General features: G+C 70.0%; 21 protein-coding genes and 1 tRNA gene. 12 read left to right on the top strand and 10 right to left on the bottom strand.

Annotated features, from left to right (window positions below; translation table 11 throughout):
* The first annotated feature begins 40 nt into the window (after positions 1–40).
* Both ACH492_RS25235 and glmS read left to right on the top strand, forming a co-directional pair.
* Positions 41–319 carry a hypothetical protein gene (locus tag ACH492_RS25235; RefSeq protein ID WP_356220337.1) on the top strand — a complete coding sequence of 93 codons (279 nt, stop codon included), beginning with the start codon at positions 41–43 and terminating at the stop codon, positions 317–319.
* Positions 320–403: 84 nt separating this feature from the next.
* Entirely contained in the window at positions 404–2,221 is a 1,818-nt protein-coding gene (gene glmS, locus ACH492_RS25230; RefSeq protein ID WP_398989946.1) for a glutamine--fructose-6-phosphate transaminase (isomerizing), read from the top strand.
* Between the two features lie 138 nt (positions 2,222–2,359).
* Here glmS and ACH492_RS25225 read toward each other — a convergent pair whose 3' ends face one another.
* The 3 genes from ACH492_RS25225 to ACH492_RS25215 all read right to left on the bottom strand — a co-directional run bounded on the left by ACH492_RS25225 (position 2,360) and on the right by ACH492_RS25215 (position 4,064).
* Complete coding sequence (locus ACH492_RS25225) at positions 2,360–2,935, bottom strand: acetate uptake transporter (protein WP_398989945.1); 576 nt, start codon at positions 2,933–2,935, stop codon at positions 2,360–2,362.
* A gap of 262 nt (positions 2,936–3,197) precedes the next feature.
* Positions 3,198–3,719 carry a universal stress protein gene (locus ACH492_RS25220; RefSeq protein WP_398989944.1) on the bottom strand — a complete coding sequence of 174 codons (522 nt, stop codon included), beginning with the start codon at positions 3,717–3,719 and terminating at the stop codon, positions 3,198–3,200.
* A gap of 213 nt (positions 3,720–3,932) precedes the next feature.
* Positions 3,933–4,064, bottom strand: a complete 132-nt coding sequence (locus tag ACH492_RS25215) for a hypothetical protein (protein WP_398989943.1) — start codon at positions 4,062–4,064, stop codon at positions 3,933–3,935.
* A gap of 66 nt (positions 4,065–4,130) precedes the next feature.
* Here ACH492_RS25215 and ACH492_RS25210 point away from each other — a divergent pair, with 66 nt between their 5' ends.
* From ACH492_RS25210 to ACH492_RS25195, 4 genes are all read left to right on the top strand, one after another.
* A complete protein-coding gene (locus ACH492_RS25210; RefSeq protein WP_398989942.1) occupies positions 4,131–4,499 on the top strand; it encodes a hypothetical protein in 369 nt (122 codons plus the stop codon).
* Positions 4,500–4,885: 386 nt separating this feature from the next.
* The gene (locus tag ACH492_RS25205; protein ID WP_398989941.1) at positions 4,886–6,103 is read left to right on the top strand and encodes a GlxA family transcriptional regulator; all 1,218 of its coding nucleotides are present in this window, start codon (positions 4,886–4,888) and stop codon (positions 6,101–6,103) included.
* A gap of 45 nt (positions 6,104–6,148) precedes the next feature.
* A complete protein-coding gene (orn, locus tag ACH492_RS25200) occupies positions 6,149–6,751 on the top strand; it encodes an oligoribonuclease (RefSeq protein ID WP_389185216.1) in 603 nt (200 codons plus the stop codon).
* A gap of 92 nt (positions 6,752–6,843) precedes the next feature.
* Positions 6,844–6,916: transfer RNA gene (locus tag ACH492_RS25195), tRNA-His, on the top strand.
* A gap of 77 nt (positions 6,917–6,993) precedes the next feature.
* Here the strand turns inward: ACH492_RS25195 and ACH492_RS25190 are convergent.
* On the bottom strand, positions 6,994–8,043 hold the full coding sequence (locus tag ACH492_RS25190; RefSeq protein WP_398989940.1) for a LacI family DNA-binding transcriptional regulator: 1,050 nt from the start codon (positions 8,041–8,043) through the stop codon (positions 6,994–6,996).
* A gap of 225 nt (positions 8,044–8,268) precedes the next feature.
* Between ACH492_RS25190 and ACH492_RS25185 the strand changes: the two genes are divergently transcribed.
* The 4 genes from ACH492_RS25185 (at position 8,269) to ACH492_RS25170 (ending at position 13,074) form a co-directional block, all read left to right on the top strand.
* A complete protein-coding gene (locus ACH492_RS25185) occupies positions 8,269–9,582 on the top strand; it encodes an ABC transporter substrate-binding protein (protein ID WP_398989939.1) in 1,314 nt (437 codons plus the stop codon).
* 5 nt (positions 9,583–9,587) lie between these two features.
* Positions 9,588–10,592, top strand: a complete 1,005-nt coding sequence (locus ACH492_RS25180) for a carbohydrate ABC transporter permease (RefSeq protein WP_398989938.1) — start codon at positions 9,588–9,590, stop codon at positions 10,590–10,592.
* A gap of 11 nt (positions 10,593–10,603) precedes the next feature.
* Positions 10,604–11,542 (top strand): carbohydrate ABC transporter permease, encoded by a 939-nt coding sequence (locus tag ACH492_RS25175; RefSeq protein WP_398989937.1) that lies wholly within the window; start codon positions 10,604–10,606, stop codon positions 11,540–11,542.
* Positions 11,543–11,616: 74 nt separating this feature from the next.
* Complete coding sequence (locus ACH492_RS25170) at positions 11,617–13,074, top strand: GH1 family beta-glucosidase (RefSeq protein WP_398989936.1); 1,458 nt, start codon at positions 11,617–11,619, stop codon at positions 13,072–13,074.
* Here the strand turns inward: ACH492_RS25170 and ACH492_RS25165 are convergent.
* Positions 13,064–13,516: an HAD family hydrolase gene (locus ACH492_RS25165; RefSeq protein ID WP_398989935.1), complete on the bottom strand. Its 453-nt coding sequence runs from the start codon at positions 13,514–13,516 to the stop codon at positions 13,064–13,066. The genes ACH492_RS25170 and ACH492_RS25165 overlap by 11 nt on opposite strands.
* A gap of 150 nt (positions 13,517–13,666) precedes the next feature.
* Between ACH492_RS25165 and ACH492_RS25160 the strand changes: the two genes are divergently transcribed.
* Positions 13,667–13,993, top strand: coding sequence for a hypothetical protein (locus ACH492_RS25160; RefSeq protein WP_398989934.1), 327 nt, complete (start codon positions 13,667–13,669; stop codon positions 13,991–13,993).
* A 159-nt stretch (positions 13,994–14,152) separates the two neighbouring features.
* On the opposite strand, the gene ACH492_RS25155 is transcribed toward ACH492_RS25160, so the two are convergent.
* From ACH492_RS25155 to ACH492_RS25145, 3 genes are all read right to left on the bottom strand, one after another.
* Complete coding sequence (locus ACH492_RS25155) at positions 14,153–15,637, bottom strand: cellulose binding domain-containing protein (protein ID WP_398989933.1); 1,485 nt, start codon at positions 15,635–15,637, stop codon at positions 14,153–14,155.
* 190 nt (positions 15,638–15,827) lie between these two features.
* Positions 15,828–17,243 (bottom strand): sensor histidine kinase, encoded by a 1,416-nt coding sequence (locus tag ACH492_RS25150; RefSeq protein ID WP_398989932.1) that lies wholly within the window; start codon positions 17,241–17,243, stop codon positions 15,828–15,830.
* Positions 17,244–17,290: 47 nt separating this feature from the next.
* Entirely contained in the window at positions 17,291–17,989 is a 699-nt protein-coding gene (locus tag ACH492_RS25145; RefSeq protein WP_398989931.1) for a response regulator transcription factor, read from the bottom strand.
* A gap of 69 nt (positions 17,990–18,058) precedes the next feature.
* On the opposite strand from ACH492_RS25145, the gene ACH492_RS25140 reads away from it, so the two are divergent.
* Positions 18,059–18,601, top strand: a complete 543-nt coding sequence (locus tag ACH492_RS25140) for a hypothetical protein (RefSeq protein ID WP_398989930.1) — start codon at positions 18,059–18,061, stop codon at positions 18,599–18,601.
* A 42-nt stretch (positions 18,602–18,643) separates the two neighbouring features.
* On the opposite strand, the gene ACH492_RS25135 is transcribed toward ACH492_RS25140, so the two are convergent.
* Positions 18,644–19,519, bottom strand: coding sequence for a spermidine synthase (locus tag ACH492_RS25135; protein ID WP_398989929.1), 876 nt, complete (start codon positions 19,517–19,519; stop codon positions 18,644–18,646).
* A 47-nt stretch (positions 19,520–19,566) separates the two neighbouring features.
* The gene (locus tag ACH492_RS25130) at positions 19,567–20,031 is read right to left on the bottom strand and encodes a hypothetical protein (protein WP_398989928.1); all 465 of its coding nucleotides are present in this window, start codon (positions 20,029–20,031) and stop codon (positions 19,567–19,569) included.
* Positions 20,032–20,230 lie beyond the last annotated feature (199 nt).

Raw genomic sequence — 20,230 nt, 5'->3', positions numbered from 1 at the left:
ATTCTTGCAAATGCGGCAGGTGACCCCGCAATATCTACGGGTGCTCGACCGCCGCCCCTCGTCACACGACGACCTCATCGACCATCTGGTGCGCAGCACCGCGCTCCAGCGCGGTGAGGCGGGCCGGGTGGTGCTCGACGTGCTGGCGTACTTCGACGAGAAGACCGACGAATTCGTCCGCCGCCGCCACCGCGAGCTGCAGTCCGGTGGCCTGGCGAACACGGAGATCTTCGAGCGGATCGCGGCCGAACTGCCGCACCGCGCCGTGGCGCCGCCGGAGCTCTCGCTCCGCCAGCTGCGCCGCATCGTATACGGCTGACCGGCCGACCGGCCCGATCGGCCGGGCGGCCAGACAGCCCAGGGGGACGAGCACACACCTGATCTATGGAGGGGTAAGAACTCTATGTGTGGAATTGTCGGATACATCGGCAAGCGTGATGTGGCACCGCTGCTGCTCGAAGGCCTGCAGCGGCTGGAGTACCGGGGTTACGACTCCGCGGGCATCGTGATCACGAGCCCCAAGGCCGCCGGACTGAAGATGGTCAAGGCCAAGGGCCGGGTCCGTGACCTGGAGGCCCGGATCCCCAAGCGCTTCGCCGGCACCACCGGCATCGCCCACACCCGCTGGGCCACCCACGGCGCCCCAAGCGACATCAACTCGCACCCGCACCTCGACCCCGAGAACAAGGTCGCGGTCGTCCACAACGGCATCGTCGACAACGCCGCCGAGCTGCGCGCGAAGCTGGAAGCGGACGGCGTCGTCTTCGCCTCCGAGACCGACACCGAGGTGCTCACCCACCTGATCGCCCGCTCCCAGGCCGAAAAGCTCGAGGAGAAGGTCCGCGAGGCGCTCAAGGTCGTCGAGGGCACCTACGGCATCGCCGTCATGCACGCCGACTTCAGCGACCGCATCATCGTGGCCCGCAACGGCTCCCCGGTCGTCCTCGGCATCGGCGAGAAGGAGATGTTCGTCGCCTCGGACGTCGCCGCGCTGATCTCCCACACCCGCCAGGTCGTCACCCTCGACGACGGCGAGATGGCCACGCTGAAGGCCGACGACTTCCGCACCTACACGACCTCGGGCACGCGCACCACCGCCACCCCCGAGACCGTCGAGTGGGAAGCCGCCTCCTACGACATGGGCGGCCACGACACGTACATGCACAAGGAGGTCTCGGAGCAGCCCGACGCGGTGGACCGCGTCCTGCGCGGCCGCATCGACGAGAAGTTCTCCACGGTGCACCTGGGCGGTCTGAACCTGGACGCCCGCGAGGCCCGCGGCATCCGCCGTGTGAAGATCCTCGGCTGCGGCACCTCGTACCACGCGGGCATGATCGGCGCCTCGCTGATCGAGGGCCTCGCCCGGATCCCCGCGGACGCCGAGCCGGCCTCCGAGTTCCGCTACCGCAACCCGGTCGTGGACCCCGACACCCTGTACATCGCCGTCTCCCAGTCCGGTGAGACGTACGACGTACTCGCGGCCGTGCAGGAGCTCAAGCGCAAGGGCGCCCGCGTCCTCGGCGTGGTCAACGTGGTGGGCTCCGCGATCGCCCGTGAGGCCGACGGCGGCGTGTACGTGCACGCAGGCCCCGAGGTCTGCGTCGTCTCCACCAAGTGCTTCACCAACACCGTCGTCGCCTTCGCACTGCTGGCCCTGCACCTGGGCCGCATCCGCGACCTCTCGGTCGCCGACGGCAAGCGGATCATCGAGGGCCTGCGCAAGCTGCCCGCGCAGATCAGCGAGATCCTTGAGGGCGAGGCCGAGATCAAGAAGCTCGCCGAGGAGTACGCGGGCGCCAAGTCGATGATGTTCATCGGCCGCGTGCGCGGATACCCGGTGGCTCTTGAGGCCTCCCTGAAGCTCAAGGAGATCTCCTACATCCACGCCGAGGCCTACCCGGCCTCCGAGCTCAAGCACGGCCCGCTGGCGCTCATCGAGCCCGCGCTGCCGACGGTCGCGATCGTCCCGGACGACGACCTGCTGGAGAAGAACCGCGCGGCCCTGGAGGAGATCAAGGCCCGCAGCGGCCGGATCCTCGCCGTCGCGCACCGCGAGCAGGAGAAGGCCGACCACACGATCGTCGTGCCGAAGAACGAGAACGAGCTGGACCCGATTCTGATGGGCATCCCGCTCCAGCTCTTCGCGTACCACACGGCGCTGGCCATGGGCCGGGACATCGACAAGCCGCGCAACCTGGCGAAGTCCGTCACGGTCGAGTAGTACGGCCCCGTACGGCCCGTACAGGGCCGTACAGCCGATACAGACAGGAGCGGTCCCCCCGTGCGTTGCCACCTTTACGCGCGGGGGGACCGCCCTTTCGTCAGCCGGCGCAGCCCAGCACGCCGGCTTGTGGCTGCCTCAGCCGGTGGCCGTCACTCCACGGCCGGCAGCACGTCCGGAGAAGGTCGGCCACTTGGCGAGTGCGGCCGTCGCGCCGTACCAGGCGGCGAGACCCGCGACCGCGCCGATCCAGCCGCCCGCCTTGGCGAGACCGTCGTTCTCGGCGAACGACGCTATGCCGAGCAGCAGCAGCGAGACGAACAGCAGCCCGTACACGCCCTGTCCGAACAGTCCGCTGCCCGCGGACGCGGCCGTCAGGGTCAGCGCGAGCAGCGCCCAGAGCAGCATGAAGAGGCCTGCCGCCTCACCGGTGACTTCGGCGCCGACCCCGGTCCCCCAGGTGAACCAGAAGGCGCCGAGGCCCGAGAACGCCGTGCCCGTACCGGCGTTGCCCGCGCGGAATTCGAGCAACCCGACGATGAACAGTGCGACGCCGCCGACCCAGGTCGCAAGACCGGCCGCGTCTGCCGCCGCCACATTGTCGATCACGCCTGTGTTGCCCACGCCGAACGCCAGCAGGGTCAGTCCGAGTGCGAGGTGGCCGAGAGTCTGTGTCGATGGAGTAGCGCTTCCCGCAGAGACTTCGTTGTCCACGGCGGGCTCCCTTCGTGTCCTGTGCAGTTGTGCTGCTTCCCAGCGACCGCTATGTACCCTTCACAAGCGCACAATCCACCTGTACGGACGGGTAGATTTCCATGCCGAGGAAGGGAGTTGACGCTGCCTCACCTGGACTGAAGCCGGGATTACGGAATGGACACGACAAGGCGTACGCCGAGTTACGACGATCAGCGACGAGCCGACCACCGCACGTCACGATACGTCACGATGCGTCACTGGATCGCGCTACGGGATCGCGCTACGGGATCACTACGACCGGGCGCTGCGCGCGCCGCGCGAGCCGCCCGGCAACCGAGCCGAAGATGCGTCCGACGATGCCGTGCGTCGAGCCGACCACGATCGCGTCGGCCGAATACTCCCGGCCGACCTCCTCCAGCTCGTGGCAGATGTCGCCGCCGCGTTCGACCAGGATCCAGGGCACCTCGGTGAGGTAGTCCGCGCAGGCCAGCTCCAGGCCGAGCACCTCGGTGCGGTGATCGGGGACGTCCACGAAGACCGGGGGTTCGCAGCCCGCCCAGACGGTGGTCGGCAGCCGGTTGGCGACGTGGACGATGATCAGGCCGGAACCCGACCTTCTGGCCATGCCGACGGCGTACGCGAGCGCCCGCTCACTGGAGGTCGAGCCGTCGAAGCCGACTACGACTCCGTGCCGGAAGGCCGGATCGCAGGAATGACGTGTTTCTTCTGCCGCTCGCAGGTCCGACAGGGGGTCGGCTACCTGCTTGCGGTCCGCGGGTTCGGGAATTTCGTGACCGGCCATCGGTGTCTCGGCGAAGAAGGTCCTCTTGTGAGGGATCGTCTCAGGGAGGGTGCGTCGGTTGGCATCGCGGCGGAGCTGTGTCCGGGAATCATCTTCCCTGGCCCATACCCCAAGGGTACGGCGACACTCCTCTCCTGCCCAGAGCTGCTGCCCGTACGCGGCGTTCCAGGGAGCATGCCCGAGCGTGCCCCGGATGGCAATGCCGCTTGGCGTCTACAGCAGTCTGCGCCGGCCGTCCACTGGGCCGGCGGTCGGTCGTCCGTCGGCCGGTCCACCGATCCAGCCGCTGATCCGGCTGCCGATCCGGCCGTTGATCCGGCCGTTGATCCGGCCGTTGACGTCCACGCCAGTGACCGGAAGGCTCCGCTCCTCGTTGCACCTCGGTCACTCCGCCGCCTCCAGGGAGCTTTTGTGCCCGCACGCCCGTCCGCCCCGGCCCCCGACCCCTCCCCGGCCCCGCAGCACGGACAGCGCGTTGAGGCCGCCCCGCGCCCCTCGTCCGATTCGGCGAGCGACGTGGTGCGCTGGGCGGCCTTCAGCTGTGTGGTCGTCCCTGTCGTGCTGGTCGTGTACGGGACGTCCGTTGGCGGGGCGGCCGCCGCTGCCCTGGGCCTCGCCGCCGTGACGGCCGCCTGCCGGGTGCTGTTGCGCCAGTCCGAACGCAGTGCGCCCCGTGCCCCGTCCGCCGAGTCGCCGCAGCCCCGCGGCCGGCGCACGCGGACCACTCCCGGGGCGCACCGGGGCTCTCGGCGCGGCGCGGGAAGTGCGCCCGGCGACTGACGCGTTCGCACACCCGCACCCGTATGTTTTCAGCCAACTTCGCGCCACTGGCCTTCCCTTGGCGAAATGGCCTGCCAACCCCCTTGCCACCAGGGAAGAAAGGACCATTCATGGCGCTCGCACCCTACGCGGACGGGCCATGCGTGCGAGGCGCACTTCCCTGCGGAGCCCCCGAGTGGAACGCTTCGTGATCGAATGCTTCGCGCCAAGTTGCCTTGTCGACATAGCGGGGCATGCCGAACTTGTCACGTCGGCGCCACGGGACACAGTAGATTCGATCATGAGTATCGAAGGCTCGGGACTCGTGCGAAACCGAGGGGAAACGTGCAGGAGCGAAAGGCCCGAAACGAACGGGGAGACGCGAACACCGAGGGGGGCTTAGCGTCATGAGTCAGGACTCCGCCGCACCGGAGGCAGCACGGAAGCTCTCCGGGCGCCGGCGCCGGGAGGTCGTCGCGGTGCTGCTGTTCAGCGGCGGCCCCATCTTTGAAAGTTCCATCCCGCTCTCGGTGTTCGGAATTGACCGTCAGGACGCCGGAGTTCCCCGCTATCGCCTGCTCGTCTGCGGTGGCGAGGAAGGCCCGCTGCGGACCACCGGCGGGCTCGAACTGACCGCACCGTACGGCCTGGAGGCCATCGGCAGAGCGGGCACCGTCGTCGTACCGGCCTGGCGGTCGATCACCTCACCGCCACCGCCCGAGGCGCTCGACGCGCTGCGCCGGGCGCATGAGGAGGGGGCCCGGATCGTCGGACTGTGCACCGGCGCGTTCGTGCTCGCCGCGGCCGGTCTGCTGGACGGCCGCCCGGCCACCACCCACTGGATGTACGCACCGACGCTGGCCAAGCGGTATCCGTCCGTCCATGTCGATCCGCGCGAGCTGTTCGTCGACGACGGCGATGTGCTCACCTCCGCGGGGACAGCGGCCGGAATCGATCTCTGCCTGCACATCGTGCGCACCGACCACGGCACCGAGGCCGCCGGGGCACTGGCCCGCAGGCTGGTCGTGCCGCCGCGCCGCAGTGGCGGGCAGGAGCGCTATCTGGACAGGTCTTTACCAGAGGAAATCGGGTCGGACCCGCTGGCCGAGGTCGTCTCGTGGGCGCTGGAGCATCTCCATGAACAGTTCGATGTGGAGACCCTGGCGGCCCGGGCGTACATGAGCCGGCGCACCTTCGACCGGCGATTCCGTTCGCTGACCGGCAGCGCGCCGCTGCAGTGGCTGATCACCCAGCGGGTGCTGCAGGCCCAGCGGCTGCTCGAGACCTCCGACTACTCGGTCGACGAGGTCGCGGGCCGTTGCGGCTTCCGCTCGCCGGTGGCGCTGCGTGGCCACTTCCGGCGTCAGCTCGGCTCGTCCCCGGCCGCGTACCGGGCCGCCTACCGGGTCCGCCGCCCGCAGAACGACTCCGCCCCGCCCGCGATGGTGGAGGCGGTCGTTCCGGCACAGGCCACGGCCCAGGCCAGACGGGCCGCCGCGGCGGCGGGAGCCTCGGGACCCGCGGCCACCTCGGCCGCTCCGCCGGAGCTGGGAAAACCTCCTTCCGAGGCGTACGCGACAGGTCACGGCCGTCCGAGCCTGCCCGGCCAGCGCAGTGCGCCTTAGGCCGACCGGCGTCCCCCGATCGCCGGTCGGCCTAAGGTAGGACGCATGAACGATCGCATGGTGTGGATCGACTGCGAGATGACCGGGCTCTCGTTGACGGACGACGCACTCATCGAGGTGGCCGCACTGGTCACCGACTCGGAACTGAACGTGCTCGGCGAAGGGGTGGACATCGTGATCCGCCCGCCGGACGCGGCGCTGGAAACGATGCCCGAGGTGGTGCGGCAGATGCACACCGCCTCGGGCCTCCTCGACGAGCTGGCGGGCGGCACCACGCTCGCCGCCGCCGAGGAGCAGGTCCTGGCGTACGTACGCCAGCACGTGAAGGAGCCCGGCAGGGCCCCGCTGTGCGGAAACTCGGTCGGCACCGACCGCGGCTTCCTGCTGCGCGACATGCCGACGCTGGAGGACTACCTCCACTACCGGATCGTCGATGTCTCCTCGGTCAAGGAACTGGCCCGCCGCTGGTACCCGAGGGCGTACTTCAACAGTCCGGAGAAGAACGGCAACCACCGGGCGCTGGCGGATATCCGTGAATCCATCGCTGAGCTGCGCTACTACCGCGAGGCGGTCTTCGTGCCGCAGCCCGGACCCGACTCGGAGACCGCGAAGGCGATCGCGGCGAAGCACGTCCTGCCTGCGCAGTAGCCGCCGCGCGAAGGGGGTGTAAACCCGGGCGCGAGCACCCTCCCCGACCCTGTACACTTTTTCTCGGCCGGTCCGGAAAGAGACCGGTCGTGGTGGGTATAGCTCAGATGGTAGAGCACCTGGTTGTGGTCCAGGATGTCGCGGGTTCGAGTCCCGTTACTCACCCTGAATGATCAAGGGCCCCGGTCTTCGGACCGGGGCCCTTGATTCTTTTTCGCCGGGCCATGGATCTGCGGATCCGGCTACGACGACTCGCGTACGACCAGCTCCGTCGGGAGCACGATCTGCGGCCGCTCGCCCGTGCGCCCCTCTATTTCCTGAAGCAGCACCTCGGCCATCGTGCGGCCCATCTCCTCGATCGGCTGGCGCACGCTGGTCAGCGCCGGGTCCATGTGGCGGGCCACCGCCGAGTCGTCGAAGCCGACCAGCGCCACGTCGTCCGGGATCCGGCGGCCCGCCTCGCGCAGGACCTGGCGGGCGCCCGCCGCCATCACGTCGGAGGCCGCGAAGACCGCGTCCAGCTCCGGGCAGCGCTCAAGCAGCTCCCGCATCGCGCGGCGGCCGCCCTCCTCCGTGAAGTCGGCGGGGGCTGTCAGCCGGGCGTCGGAAGGCAGGCCCGCCGCCGCGATAGCCGCGCGGTAGCCGTCCAGGCGGCACTGGGCGCCGTACACATCCAGGCGTCCGGTGATCGTCGCTATCGCGCGGCGGCCGCGGGCCGCGAGATGCGCGACCGCGCTGCGGGCGCCCTCGAAGTTGTCGGAGTCGACCGCGGCGAGCGTCTCGGCGGCCGACCTGCGGCCGCTGATCACGGCCGGAATCGAGAGGTCTTCCAGCATGTCGGGGATCGGGTCGTCGGCGTGCACGGAGACCAGCAGGACGCCGTCGACGCGGTGGGCCGCCAGATACTGCGCGAGCCTGCGGCGCTCGCGGTCGCTGCCGGCCAGGGTCAGCAGCAGCTGCATCTCGGTGTCGGCGAGGGCCGCGCCGACACCGCGCACCATGTCGGAGAAGTACGGCTCGGCGAAGAACCGGTCCTCGGGCTCCGGGACGACGAGGGCGATCGCGTCGGTGCGGTTGGCGGCGAGCGCGCGGGCCGCGCGGTTGGGTACGTATCCGAGTTCGGCGACGGCGGCCTCGACGACGGCGCGGGTGCGGTCGCTGACCCGCGGAGAGCCGTTGATCACGCGGGAGACCGTGCCACGTCCGACTCCGGCGCGTGCGGCGACCTCTTCAAGGGTGGGTCTGCCCGTGCCCCGCCCTCCGTTGCGCGTACGGATTGTCCGAGACACCATGTCCGCCTCCCCAGGCTTCCCCGTCCGAGAACATAACGTGCCGGGTGCCTTGACACCCCCTCAGGGAGCGGCGACCCTTCAACACATCACATATGGGAGCGCTCCCACAGTACCTGACTCATACACAACCCGCACGTTCCCCGCCCGAGCCGCGGAGCATCAACGGCACTGCGCTGCACGCCAGTTGGCCGGGGGGTCGGCACGTCAGGGCACAAGGAGGACGCAATGCGCAGGGCAGTAATCCTCGCGGTCGTCGCCGCGCTCGGCGCCGGTCTGCTGGCCGGCTGTGCCGAGGACAGCGACGAACCCACCGGCAGTGCGTCGAACGGCGGCGGTGGAGGCAAGGGCAAGACCACGCTCACGGTAGGGGTCTTCGGCGCCTTCGGTCTCAAGGAGGCCGGCCTCTACGACGAGTACATGAAGCTCAACAAGAACATCGAGATCAAGCAGACCTCGATCGAGCGGAACGAGAACTACTACCCGCAGCTGCTGACGCATCTGGGCAGCGGCAGCGGTCTCGCCGACATCCAGGCCGTCGAGGTCAACAACATCGCCGAGATAACCGCGACGCAGGCGGGCAAGCTGGTCGACCTGGGCAAGACCGAGGGGGTCCAGAAGGACGCGTTCCTGCCCTGGAAGTGGGCGCAGGCCACCACCAAGGACGGCAAGACGATCGCGCTCGGCACCGACATCGGCCCGCAGGGCATCTGCTACCGCAAGGACCTCTTCGCCAAGGCCGGGCTGCCCACAGACCGGGAGGCGGTCGGCAAGCTGTGGGCGGGCGACTGGAACAAGTACCTCGACACGGGCAAGCAGTTCAAGGCGAAGGCGCCGAAGGGGACGGCGTTCGTCGACTCCGCCTCCGGAGTGATGGCGGCGATAACCGGCAGCAACGAGAACCGCTTCTACGACAAGGACGGCAAGATCGTCTACAAGACCAACCCGGCTGTGAAGGAAGCCTGGGACATCGCGGCCCAGTTCGCGACGGAGGGTCTGACCGGTAAGTTCCAGCAGTTCACCCCGGCCTGGGACCAGGGCTTCGCGAACGGCACGTTCGCCACCGTCTCCTGCCCGGCCTGGATGCTCGGCTATATCCAGGACAAGGGCGGGGCCGCGGGCAAGGACAAGTGGGACGTGGCCGCGGCGCCCAGGCCCAGCAACTGGGGCGGCTCCTTCCTGACCGTCCCCGATGCGGGCAGGAACAAGGACGAGGCGGCAAAGCTCGCGGCCTGGCTGACCGCGCCCGAGCAGCAGGCGAAGCTCTTCGCCGAGCGCGGCAGCTTCCCGAGCGCCAAGGCCGCGTACTCCCTGCCCGACGTCTCCGGCGCCAAGCACGCCTACTTCGCCGGCGCGCCCATCGGACAGATCTTCTCGAAGGCCGCCGAGGGAGTGCCGGTCCAGATCATCGGGCCGAAGGACCTGATCATCGCGCAGAACCTGGCGGACATCGGCATGCTCCAGGTCGACCAGAAGGGCCGGTCCTCCCAGCAGGGGTGGGACGCGGCCGTGAAGGCGATCGACAACGCGCTGGACCAGTGACCGGTATGGCAAGTGACGCACGGGCCGCCGCGCCCTCCCAGGGGGAGGAGGGCGCGGCCCCACGCGACCGGTCCGACGGCGCGGCCGACGATCGCCGCCGGGCCCGGCGCAGCCGCCGCTACCGGCTGGACGTCAAGTGGAGTCCGTACGCCTTTGTGGCGCCGTTCTTCGTGTTCTTCCTGGCCTTCGGGCTCTTTCCGCTGCTCTACACCGGCTGGGCCTCGCTGCACCGGGTGGAGCTGACCGCGCCCACCGACATGGAGTGGGTGGGGCTGCGCAACTTCTCCCGCCTGCTTGAGGACGAGTTCTTCTGGAACGCTCTGAAGAACACCGTCACCATCGGCCTGATCTCCACGGTGCCGCAGCTGCTCATCGCGCTGGGCATCGCGCATCTGCTGAACTACCGGCTGCGCGGCTCGATGTTCTTCCGGGTGGCCGCGCTGACTCCGTACGCCACCTCCGTGGCCGCCGCGACCCTTGTCTTCGTCCTCCTCTTCGGACGCGACTACGGAATGATCAACTGGGCGCTCGGACTGGCCGGCATCGACAACATCGACTGGCAGAACGGCGAATGGACCTCCCAGCTGGCCGTCTCCACGATCGTGATCTGGCGTTGGACGGGGTACAACGCGCTGATCTATCTGGCCGCGATGCAGGCCATCCCGAACGATCTGTACGAGTCGGCCGCGCTCGACGGGGCCTCGCGCCTGCAGCAGTTCATCCATGTCACCGTCCCCTCCCTGCGGCACACGATCCTGTTCACCTGTGTGGTCTCGACGATCGGCGCGACCCAACTGTTCGGCGAGCCCCTGCTGTTCAACGGCGGCGCGGGCGCGACCGGCGGCGCCGACCATCAGTTCCAGACGCTCGGGCTCTATCTGTACGAGCAGGGCTGGGTGAATCTCCACCTCGGCCGTGCCTCTGCGATCGCCTGGTCGATGTTCCTGATCCTGCTGGTGATCGGCGCGGTGAACTGGCTGCTCGCCCGCCGGCTGAGCAAGAGCGCGTAGGGGGTAGGACGATGACGACACTGCTCAGTGCCAAGCGCGCCAAAGGCCGCGCCGGTCGTGCCGGTCGTGCCGGAGACACAAGCCGCACCGGAGGTGCCGGAGGCACCCGAGGCGCCAACCGCGCCGGACGTCAGCTGCACGGCGGCCGGATCACCTGTGCCGTGCTGATCGTGTTCACGGTCGGTTCCCTCTTTCCGCTGGTGTGGACGGCAGTCGCCGCCTCCCGCAGCAGCTCCCGGCTCGCGCAGACTCCCCCGCCCTTCTGGTTCGGCAGCAATCTCTTCAAGAATCTCGAGATCGCCTGGACCGACGCCAACATGGGCACCGCCCTGCTCAACACCACGATCGTCGCCGGGTCGATCGCGGCCGGGACCGTGCTCTTCTCGACCCTCGCCGGCTTCGCCTTCGCCAAACTCCGCTTCCGCTTCAAGAACCTCCTGCTCCTTCTGGTGATCGGCACGATGATGGTGCCGCCGCAGCTCAGCGTCGTACCGCTGTACATGCTGATCGCCGAGCTGTCCTGGACCGACCAGCTGCAGTCCGTCATCCTGCCCACCCTGGTCAGCGCCTTCGGGGTTTTCTTCATGCGGCAGTACCTGATCGAGGCGCTGCCCACCGAGCTGATCGAGGCGGCGCGGGTGGACGGCGCGGGCAGCTGGCGCGTGGTGTGGCACGTCGTCTTTCCCGCGGCGCGGCCCGCGATGGCGGTGCTCGGGATGCTGACCTTCGTCATGGCCTGGAACGACTTCTTCTGGCCCATCATCGCGCTGACCCAGAACGGCAACCCCACCGTGCAGGTGGCGCTGACCGGGCTCGGCCGCGGCTATATCCCCGACCAGTCGGTGATCATGGCGGGCGCGCTGCTCGGCACCCTGCCGCTGCTGATCGCCTTCGTCGTGTTCGGCAAGCACATCGTCGGCGGCATCATGCAGGGCGCGGTCAAGGGCTGACGCCCCCTCACATTCCCGTACCTATGCAGTCGTTCCTACGCATACATCCCTACGCACATGTTGGGAGCTCACCGATGTCCATGACCTTCCCGCCGGCCTTCCTGTGGGGCACCGCGACCGCCGCGTACCAGATCGAGGGCGCGGTACGGGAGGGCGGCCGCACGCCGTCGATCTGGGACACCTTCAGCCATACGCCCGGCAAGGTGGAGGGCGGTGACACCGGGGACACGGCGGTCGGCCACTTCCAGCGCCGCGCCGAGGACGTCGCCCTGATGGCGGGCCTCGGCGTCAACGCATACCGCTTCTCCGTCTCCTGGTCCCGGGTGCGGCCCACCGGCCGCGGCCCCGCCGGCCGGAGCGGCCTCGACTTCTACCGCGGCCTCGTCGACGATCTGCTCGCCCACGGCATCCGTCCGGTGCTCACCCTCTACCACTGGGATCTGCCCCAGGAGCTGGAGACGGCGGGCGGCTGGCCCGAGCGGGACACCGCGCACCGCTTCGCCGACTACGCCCGTATCGTCGCGGACGCGCTCGGCGACCGCGTGGATATGTGGACCACCCTCAACGAGCCCTGGTGCAGCGCCTTTCTCGGGTACGGCTCCGGAGTCCACGCGCCGGGCCGCACCGACCCGGTCGCCGCGCTGCGCGCCGCCCACCATCTCAACCTCGGCCACGGCCTGGCCGCCCAGGCGCTGCGCTCAGCCCTGCCCGCGGGATCCCAGCTCTCCGTCAGCCTCAACCCGAGCGTGGTCAGAGCGAGCAGCCAGAGCCCCGCGGACCTGGACGCGCGCCGCCGTATCGACGCGCTCGCGAACCGCGTCTTCGCGGACCCGATGCTCAAGGGCACATATCCGCAGGACCTGTTCGCGGACACCGCGGCCCTGACCGACTGGTCGTTCGTCCACGGCGACGATCTGGCCGTCATCAAGCACCCCCTGGACTCGCTCGGACTGAACTACTACGCACCTGCAGTTGTATCGGCTGCCACTGACAATCGCCCCGAGCGCAGCGACGGCCACGGCGCGAGCGAGCACTCCCCCTGGCCGGGCGCGGACTCGGTCTCCTTCCACCAGCCGCCGGGCGAGCGCACCGAGATGGGCTGGTCCATCGACCCGACCGGTCTTTACGACCTGCTGCTGCACTACACCCGCGAGGCCCCGGGCCTGCCGCTGATGATCACCGAGAACGGCGCGGCGTACGTCGACAAGCCCGCGGCGGACGGCTCGGTCCATGACCCCGACCGCATCCGCTATCTGCACGGCCATCTCTCCGCCGTTCACCGCGCGATCGCCGACGGCGCGGATGTGCGCGGGTACTTCCTCTGGTCCCTGATGGACAACTTCGAGTGGTCCTACGGCTACGGCAAGCGCTTCGGCGCGGTGTACGTGGACTACGAGACGCTGGCCCGTACGCCCAAGTCGAGCGCGCACTGGTACGCGGCGCTGGCCCGGTCCGGGGTACTCCCCGAGTCCGGGGTACTTCCCGAGTCCGGGGTACTCCCCCAGCCGCCGGCCGAGGACCTCACTCGCTGAGCACCGGCCACGTACCCCGTCGGGCGTGACTCAGCAGCACCGGGTCATCACCCACGACCACCGGGTTGCCGACCTCGGTCAGCAGGGCGAGGTCGGCCGCCTCGTCCGCGTACGCGTGGCAGTCCGCCGGGTCGAAGCCGTACTCCCGCATCAGCGTGCGCGCCGCGTACCCCTTGCCGTGGCCCCGCATGCAGGTCAGCATCTCGTCCGCGCCGAGCCGCGCCGCCAACGGGGCAACCACGGGCAGCGGGGAGCTGGAGACCAGCACCATCAGATCGCCCGCCACCGCGTGCCGCAGATACGCGGCGAGGCCGGACTCGTTCCACAGGGCCTGCCGCACCAGCGTGCCGCTCACATCGAAGAACGCGGCCCTGCGCGGCGCTTGGCGGATTTTGCCGGTGATGGGAGTGATGGGAGTGATGGGGGAAACCGTGTCCTTCATGCCCTTCAGTACGGACTGACGGCTTGCACCACTCAATGGCCGCGGGGGTTTTCCCCACCACGGACCGGCCGGACAGCGGGATGTTCCGGAAGACGCGTCGAGCCGATCGTGGTGGTACGAGATCGACGACGTACGGGGAAGGCACGGACCATGCAGCTCAGGAGTGGATCGGGCACCATCTGCAGGACCGTCGCGGCGACCGCGCTGCTGGCTGTCACCGCGGGCATGGCCCTGCCGCTCGCCCCGGCGGGCGCGGAGCCTGCCCGGCCGCCGTCCGGGGTGTGGCGGGTGGACGGGTATGGCGAGGTGCTGACGCCGGACGCGGAGCATCTGCAGGAGTACGAGGTCACCGGCGTCAGCTGCGTCAAGGACGTCGCCACCGAGCGCGCGGGCGGGCAGCATGCTGCCGAACGAGGAGTTCCTGACCCGTACGGGAGTGACCTTCGACGGTCCGGGCATCCCGCCGCATATGCGTGAACCGGTCTTCACGGACGAGGAGTTCGCCCAGGACCGCGACTCGGCCTTCGACCGGGCGGTCGCCGTACTCGGCCGCCGGTGAACAAAAACGCGCGTCCCGGCCGGGTGGGGGGCAGTCCGGCCGGGACGCGCCGCCGGGGGGTGGCGGCTTGGTGGGTCCTACTTGTAGGCGGAGAACGCCTTCGTGAAGGCCAGCGGCTCCTGGAGGATCGAGCTGCACGTCGCATCCGCGGCGGGCTTCTCGCCGCCCGCGCACTGCTTGTCGCGGGTCGAGGACCACATGGCCAGCCAGCCCAGGCCCTTGGACTTGGCGAAGTCGACCAGCTGCGTGGCGTCGTCGACCTTGAAGATCTCGGTCACGACGTCGTTGACGCCGATCATCGGGGTAACGGCGACGGCCTTCCAGGCGGCCGCGTCCGACAGCCCGAGCACGCCCTTGATCTGGCCCTGGGTAGCGGTCGCCGCCTGGATGGCGTACTGGCCCATGTCACCGCTGTAGGCCGGTCCGTAGTCCATCGCCATGATGTTGACCGCGTCGACCTTCACGCCGTTCTTCTTGGCGTCGGCGATCAGATCCACGCCGGGCTGGGTCAGTCCCTCGGGCATGACGGGCAGGGTGAAGGAGACGTCGAGGCCCGGGTGGGACTTCTGGAGCTGCGCGATCGCCTGCGAGCGGCGGGAGTTGGCGGCGGTGTCCGGCAGGGCCGCGCCCTCGATGTCGAAGTCGACCTTGGTGAGCTTGTACTCGTCGATGACCTTGCCGTACGCCTTCGCCAGGTCGTCGGCGGAGGAGCAGTTCAGCGCCAGCTCATGGCCGGCCGCGCCGCCGAAGGAGACCCGGACGTCGCCGCCCTTGGCGCGCAGCGCGCCTATCTGGGCCGCGACCTTGTCGCTGGCGAGGTCGGTGACGCCGCCCCAGAGCGGGGCGCAGCTGCCGCCGGAGGTGATGAAGGCGAGGTTGAACTCCTTGACTCCGGTCTTCGTGACGGTGTCCAGCAGGTCGTACGCCGGGTAGAGCGAGGTGTCGATGTACGGCGCGAAGCCGGCGCCCGTGCCGCCGCCGGACGTCTCGGTGGGGGTGGGGGTGGGCGTCGGGGTGGGGGTCGGCTTCTGCGTGGGCGTGGCGCTCGCCGTCGGGCTCGGGGTCTTGGTGGGTGTGGGCTGCTCGGTGGGGCGGCCGCTCGGCTGCGGCGTCGCGCCCTCGTCGACGGAGCATTTGACCTTGTTGATGAGACAGGAGGTCGGGTCGGCGACGGTCGCCGTACCGCTCGCGGAGGTGACGAAGCCGACGGTCACCGACTTGCCGGGGGCGAGCTCCTTGTTCCAGCTCGCGGGCTTCACGGTGATGTGCTGCCCGTTCACGGTGTGCTCGCCGTTCCACAGCGAGCCGATCGTGGTGCCCTTGGGCAGATCGAACTCGAGCGTCCAGTCCGACTGCGCCTTTCCGGTGGCATTGGTGATGACGTACTGGCCGGTGTAACCACCGGTCCAGGAACTCGTCTTGGTGTACGCGGCGCCTACGGCTGCGGCCTGCGCGGTGCCCGTGAGGGCGAACGCCGCGCCGCCGATGACGGCGGCGGCGACGACCGCGCCGACCGCCTTGGTCTTCGCGCTCGCCCTGCGCCGGTGCGTGCTGCTGCCCATTGCGTGCCTGCCTCTGCGTTACGGGGGGTGGGGGTGTGGCAGCACGCTAGCGGCCCGGAAACGGACAAATGACCTGTTCGGGGCGGGGGTTGAGCTTCTTAGGACGCTCTTAAGGAGGGCATCGGAACGGATTAATGGTCGAGACCAGTGAGAGCGATTGAGCCGGCTCCGGCGACCCGCGGTCTCGCTGTCACCGAACGCCCCGGTCACTTCTCAGGCGGACGCCCTTGCGGCGTCTGACCGTTCCCCGATGGCCCCGTCTCCGCTCCCCCAGCAGCCCCTCGCGCGAGTCGAGCCCGATCCAGATCCGTACCTCCGTGCCGCCGAGCACCGAGCTGCCTATCCGTACGTCCCCGCCCGTCGACTCCGCCACCCTGCGCACGATGTCCAGGCCGAGCCCCGTCGAGCCGTCCCTGCCCCCGCTGTTACCGCGGGCCATCGCCGCCTCCGGGTCGGTGATGCCCGGGCCCGCGTCCGACACCAGCACGATGACCGCGTCCCCGCCGTTGTGTACGTCGACCGAGAAGGCCGTGCCCTCCGGGGTGTGCCGGAAGACATTGCCGAGCAACGCGTCGAGCGCGGCGGCCAGTTCGGGGCGCGCGACGGGGATGCGTACGGGCCGGTCGACGCCCGCGACCCGCACCTTGCGGCCCTCGTCCTCCGCCAGCGCCGACCAGAAGTCCATCCGCTCCCGGACAACCTCGGAGGCGTCGCAACCGGCTCCGGGGCCGGGCGACGCGGTCTGCGGCTTGGCGTCGCGCGCCGTGCGGATGATCGTGTCGACCTCGCGCTCCAGCTGCTCGACCGCGGCCCTGGTCTGGTCGGCGGCGGGTCCGTCGCCGAGCGAGGCGGCGTTGAGGCGCAGCACGGTGAGCGGCGTACGCAGCCGGTGCGACAGGTCGGCGGCCAGCTCGCGCTCATTGGCGAGGAGCTGGACCACCTGGTCGGCCATGGAGTTGAAGGCGATAGCGGCGGAACGCAGTTCGGTCGGCCCCTCCTCGGGGACGCGCGCCCCGAGCTTGCCCTCGCCCAGGTCGTGCGCCGCGCCCGCGAGGCGCTGGGCGGGCTGCACCATGCGGATGCCGAGCCGGTCGGCGACCGCGACCGAGCCGACGATCAGCGCGATGCCGACACCGGCGAGCACCAGCCAGGCGGTGTCCACGCCGTTGGAGACCTCGCCCTCCGGTACGAACACCTCGACGACGGCGATCTGTCCGGTGCTGATCGCGGTGGGCTGGAGGAGCGCGGAGCCGCCGGTCACCTCGGTGATGGAGGCGCGGCCGAGCCGCCGCGTGGTCGCCAGGTCCTTCTGGGTCGCCCGGCGGGTGCCGATGTTCACCGGCTGGCTGCCCGGCTCGCCGGAGGCCGGGATGTGCACGGCCATCCGCCCGGCCGATCCGGCCTGGGTGGACATCACCGCCCGCTCCAGCGGATCGCGGTCGGCGGTGATGGAGAGGGTGGGGCCGATGGCGGCGGCCTGCCGCTCGGCGTTGGAGAAGGCCCGGTCCCTGGCCATCTCCTTGATGACGAGCCCGAGGGGTATCGCGAAGGCGACCACAACCATGGCGGTGACGGCCAGCGAGACCTTGACCAGCGCCCATCTCATGACATGTGTCCATTCATGGCATGCGTCCGTTCACGGCATGCGTCCGTTCACGGCATGCGTCCGTTCGGCGGCTCCAGCTTCACGCCGACGCCGCGGAGGGTGTGCAGATAGCGGGGCCGTGCTGCCGTTTCGCCCAATTTCCGTCGCAGCCAGGACAGATGGACGTCGATGGTCTGGTCGTCGCCGTAACTCAGCTGCCAGACCTCGGCGAGCAGCTCCTTGCGCGGTACGACGACGCCGGGCCGCCCGGCCAGGAACGCCAGCAGGTCGAACTCCCGGCGGGTCAGGTCGAGTGCCGCCCCGTCCAGCTCGGCCTGGCGGCGCAGCGGGTCGATGGAGAGCCCGCCGACCTGGATGACGCCCGAGGGCGGGGCGTCCCCGGCGGCGCGCGAGCGGCGCAGCACGGCCGCCATCCGCGCGGACAGGTGCTCCACCGAGAAGGGCTTGATGAGGTAGTCGTCGGCGCCGTCGTTGAGCAGGCGGACGATCTCCGCCTCGTCGTCCCGCGCGGTCGCGATGATCACTGGTACGTCGGTGATTCCGCGCAGCATCTTCAGCGCCTCGGACCCGTCCAGATCGGGCAGGCCGAGATCCAGGATGACCAAGTCGAAGCGGAAATGGGCCACCTCGCGCAGCGCCTCGAGGGCCGTGCCGACGCTCCGTACGGTGTGGGAGGCCTCGGTCAAGTGCCGTATGAGGGCGGAGCGCACGAACTGGTCGTCCTCGACCACGAGCACACTTGCCATGGGCGGCACCGTACGCCATCCGGAGGACGCCGGTCCCTCTAGGGACAGTTGCGGGGTGCGTGGTGCAGTATGGCCCCGATGCATCGAGGACTCGTACATGCCATGGCGTGGTCGCTGTCCACCGGCGCGGCGGTCACGCTGTCCTGGTGGGGCGTCCACACGGTCATGTCCGGGACCGCCTACGACCGGCCGCGCGCGCTGCCCATCACCGCGGACGGCGCCACCACGCAGGGCGCGAAACCGCAGGCATCGTCAACGCAACGGTCGCCGAGCCCGACGCCGTCCAAGCCGGGCAGTGCGGACAGGACCCGCAAGCCGTCGGCCACTGGGTCGGCCGGAAAGCCGAGCAAGACCAAGCCGTCGTCGCCGCCGGCCTCGGCGACGCCGTCCGGGAATGTGAAGGGCTACACCGTCGACGGCGGCCGGGTCGTCTTCGACATCGGCGAGTCGTCGGCGGAGCTGGTCTCTGCGACGCCGGACGCCGCCTGGCAGATGCAGGTCTGGAAGCAACCGACGTGGATCCGGGTGACTTTCACCAAGGACGGCCGGGAGGTCTCGGTCTTCTGCACCTGGAACGGCCACCCGCCGATGGTCGAGTTCGACGACCGCTAGGTTGTCTGTTCCGTCCTCAATCGCCGGGTCCCGGTCACCGCGCTAACGGAACGTCGCCGGCGGCGGTACGGGTGACGGCTTCGCGCTCGCGTCGGTGACCGCGGCCGCGCCGCCCGTGAAGTCGGTGAGCGCCCTGCCGTGTTCGACCCGGCCGGGGTGCGGGTCGCTCGCGACGCGGCGGGTCAGCTCGGCGACGGGCAGCGGAACGTCGGACGCGAGCAGCACCGCATTGCCGAAGCGGCGGCCGCGCAGCACCGTCGGGTCGGCGGCGAGCGCGAGCTCGGGGAAGACGGCGGCGGCGGTGGCGACCTGGGCGCGCAGATGGGCGAGCGGCGGCCCGTCGGCGAGGTTCGCGGCGTAGTGCCCGCCCGGCTTCAGGACCCTGCGCACCTCGGCGAGGAATTCCGTACTGGTCAGATGCGCGGGGGTGCGGGCTCCGCTGAAGACGTCGGCGATCACCAGGTCCGCCCAGTCGTCCGGGACCTTGCCGAGCCCGGCGCGGGCGTCGGCCGACCGGACGCGTATGCGTGCGCCGGGGTCCAACGGGAGCTGTTTGCGGACCAGTTGGACCAGCGAGGCGTCCAACTCGATGATCTGCTGGGTGGATCGGGGGCGGGTCGCCGCGATGTAGCGGGCGAGAGTGAAGGCCCCGCCACCGAGATGCACGACCTGGAGGGGGCGGCCCGGCGGGGCGGCGAGATCGGCGACATGGCCGAGGCGGCGCTGGTACTCGAAGGAGAGATGGACCGGGTCGTCGAGGTCGACATGGGACTGCGGGGCGCCGTCGAGGAGCAGCGTCCAGCCGCGCGGCCGCTCGCGGTCGGGTATCAGCTCGGCGAGCCCGCCGTCGACCTGCTCGACGACGGGTTCGGGGCCGCCTGCCCCGCCCGTACGGCTGCGCCGCTTGCTCTTTGCCACCAGCCCATTATCGGCGCAGTACGGATGGGGGGCTCAGCGGCCGGGGCTCAGCAACAGTTGTCGGCGGCTTCGATGAGGCGGGCCGCCTCGCCGAGCGCCTCGCGCAGCACCACCGGGTCGGTGACCGGGCCGGCGCCGTCCGGCGGCAGTAACCAGTCGGCGCCAGTGTCGGCACCGGTGCCGGTGCCCGTGACCGGGGGTTCGGCGGGGATCCGCAGACCGCGTCCCGACGTCTGCGTACAGGCGCTGCCCGGCATGTCCCAGCCGTCCGCGGTGCCGGGCGGCACCAGGAAGCCGAGGGTGTCGCAGGTGCCGTCGTGGAGCACCGGGCCGACGGCCGGTACACCGCCGCGGCGCAGGATGTCGACGGCCTCGAGCCCCTGCCTGGCGGGGACGGTCACCAGATCGCAGGGCTCCGCGTCGTCGCCGGGCGGTGCGCTGCTGTCCGGGGTTGGCCTGCGGCGAGCAGTCGTCGCAGTCGTGCGTGAGCCGCCGTTGGCGCTGGTCTCCATGCCGATCTCCAACAAGGGGATCCCCTCCTCGCTCGAGTGGAGACACGTACCGCGCCTCCGGATGGTTCAACGCCCGTTCGCGTCAAGGGCTACGGCGGCTCGCCGCCGCAAAGGATGGCAGTTCATGGCAGATCGAGGGAGAGATATCCCTTTTGTAGCTAAACCCTGTGTGTGCGGTCCATCACAGCAGGTACGTTCT

The sequence above is a fragment of the Streptomyces sp. NPDC019443 genome (genome assembly GCF_044389785.1).
Classification (GTDB): Bacteria; Actinomycetota; Actinomycetes; order Streptomycetales; family Streptomycetaceae; genus Streptomyces.
This window is presented reverse-complemented; position numbering and strand designations above follow the sequence as displayed.

What these genes read in the sequence shown, in the direction of transcription:
- glmS (WP_398989946.1), top strand. Translation starts at nt 404, where the DNA reads ATGTGTGGAATTGTCGGATACATCGGCAAGCGTGATGTGGCACCGCTG.
- ACH492_RS25220 (WP_398989944.1), bottom strand. Translation starts at nt 3,719, where the DNA reads ATGGCCGGTCACGAAATTCCCGAACCCGCGGACCGCAAGCAGGTAGCC.
- ACH492_RS25205 (WP_398989941.1), top strand. Translation starts at nt 4,886, where the DNA reads ATGAGTCAGGACTCCGCCGCACCGGAGGCAGCACGGAAGCTCTCCGGG.
- orn (WP_389185216.1), top strand. Translation starts at nt 6,149, where the DNA reads ATGAACGATCGCATGGTGTGGATCGACTGCGAGATGACCGGGCTCTCG.
- ACH492_RS25190 (WP_398989940.1), bottom strand. Translation starts at nt 8,043, where the DNA reads ATGGTGTCTCGGACAATCCGTACGCGCAACGGAGGGCGGGGCACGGGC.
- ACH492_RS25185 (WP_398989939.1), top strand. Translation starts at nt 8,269, where the DNA reads ATGCGCAGGGCAGTAATCCTCGCGGTCGTCGCCGCGCTCGGCGCCGGT.
- ACH492_RS25180 (WP_398989938.1), top strand. Translation starts at nt 9,588, where the DNA reads ATGGCAAGTGACGCACGGGCCGCCGCGCCCTCCCAGGGGGAGGAGGGC.
- ACH492_RS25175 (WP_398989937.1), top strand. Translation starts at nt 10,604, where the DNA reads ATGACGACACTGCTCAGTGCCAAGCGCGCCAAAGGCCGCGCCGGTCGT.
- ACH492_RS25170 (WP_398989936.1), top strand. Translation starts at nt 11,617, where the DNA reads ATGTCCATGACCTTCCCGCCGGCCTTCCTGTGGGGCACCGCGACCGCC.
- ACH492_RS25165 (WP_398989935.1), bottom strand. Translation starts at nt 13,516, where the DNA reads ATGAAGGACACGGTTTCCCCCATCACTCCCATCACTCCCATCACCGGC.
- ACH492_RS25160 (WP_398989934.1), top strand. Translation starts at nt 13,667, where the DNA reads ATGCAGCTCAGGAGTGGATCGGGCACCATCTGCAGGACCGTCGCGGCG.
- ACH492_RS25155 (WP_398989933.1), bottom strand. Translation starts at nt 15,637, where the DNA reads ATGGGCAGCAGCACGCACCGGCGCAGGGCGAGCGCGAAGACCAAGGCG.
- ACH492_RS25150 (WP_398989932.1), bottom strand. Translation starts at nt 17,243, where the DNA reads ATGAGATGGGCGCTGGTCAAGGTCTCGCTGGCCGTCACCGCCATGGTT.
- ACH492_RS25145 (WP_398989931.1), bottom strand. Translation starts at nt 17,989, where the DNA reads ATGGCAAGTGTGCTCGTGGTCGAGGACGACCAGTTCGTGCGCTCCGCC.
- ACH492_RS25140 (WP_398989930.1), top strand. Translation starts at nt 18,059, where the DNA reads ATGGCCCCGATGCATCGAGGACTCGTACATGCCATGGCGTGGTCGCTG.
- ACH492_RS25130 (WP_398989928.1), bottom strand. Translation starts at nt 20,031, where the DNA reads ATGGAGACCAGCGCCAACGGCGGCTCACGCACGACTGCGACGACTGCT.